The 670-nt window shown below is 58.1% G+C and carries 1 protein-coding gene; it reads left to right on the forward strand.

Annotated features, from left to right (window positions below; all coding sequences use genetic code 11):
• Positions 1-124 precede the first annotated feature (124 nt).
• A partial coding sequence (locus PMI35_RS32050) for an exodeoxyribonuclease V subunit gamma (protein WP_008054339.1) occupies positions 125-670 on the forward strand: 546 nt, incomplete at its 3' end.

Below are 670 nucleotides of genomic sequence, written 5' to 3' on the forward strand. Positions count from 1 at the left end.
CAGGTAGGGGTTTTGTTTTTGTGCCCGTTTTTCCTGTGTAGGAGCATGCGCGCTCCTACAAATGAAGCCAATCGCCTTCAATGTTAAAGTCCTCCCTCGATTTGCGCTTTCCAAGGAAGCCTTTATGCCGGACGCAACGTCCCTCAGTGCTGGTTTTATGGTGGTTCACGGCAATCGCCTGGACGAGTTACGCAGCCTGGTGGTGAGCTGGATGCGGCGCTACCCGCTGGCTCCCCTGGAAAATGAAATCGCCCTGGTACAGAGCAACGGCATCGCGCAATGGCTGAAGCTGGCACTGGCTGAAGACGCTGAAGATGACGACATGGGTGGCTGCGGAATCGCCGCCGCCATCGACGTGCAGCTCCCCGGCAGTTTCATGTGGCAGCTCTACCGGAAGGTCTTGGGCCGCGACGAAATTCCCGCCAAATCGCTGCTGGATAAAGCCCCCTTGACCTGGCGCCTGATGCGTCTGCTGCCGCAGTTGATCAATCAGCCACACTTCGAACCGCTACAGCGTTTTCTCACCCATGACCCCGATTTGCGCAAACGCTATCAACTGGCTGAGCGACTGGCGGATCTGTTCGACCAATACCAGGTGTACCGCGCCGATTGGCTCGAGGACTGGGCGCAAGGTCGTCACCAGCTACGTAACGGCAGGGGCGAAGCCAAG

This window comes from Pseudomonas sp. GM78, from assembly GCF_000282475.1.
Lineage (GTDB): Bacteria > Pseudomonadota > Gammaproteobacteria > Pseudomonadales > Pseudomonadaceae > Aquipseudomonas.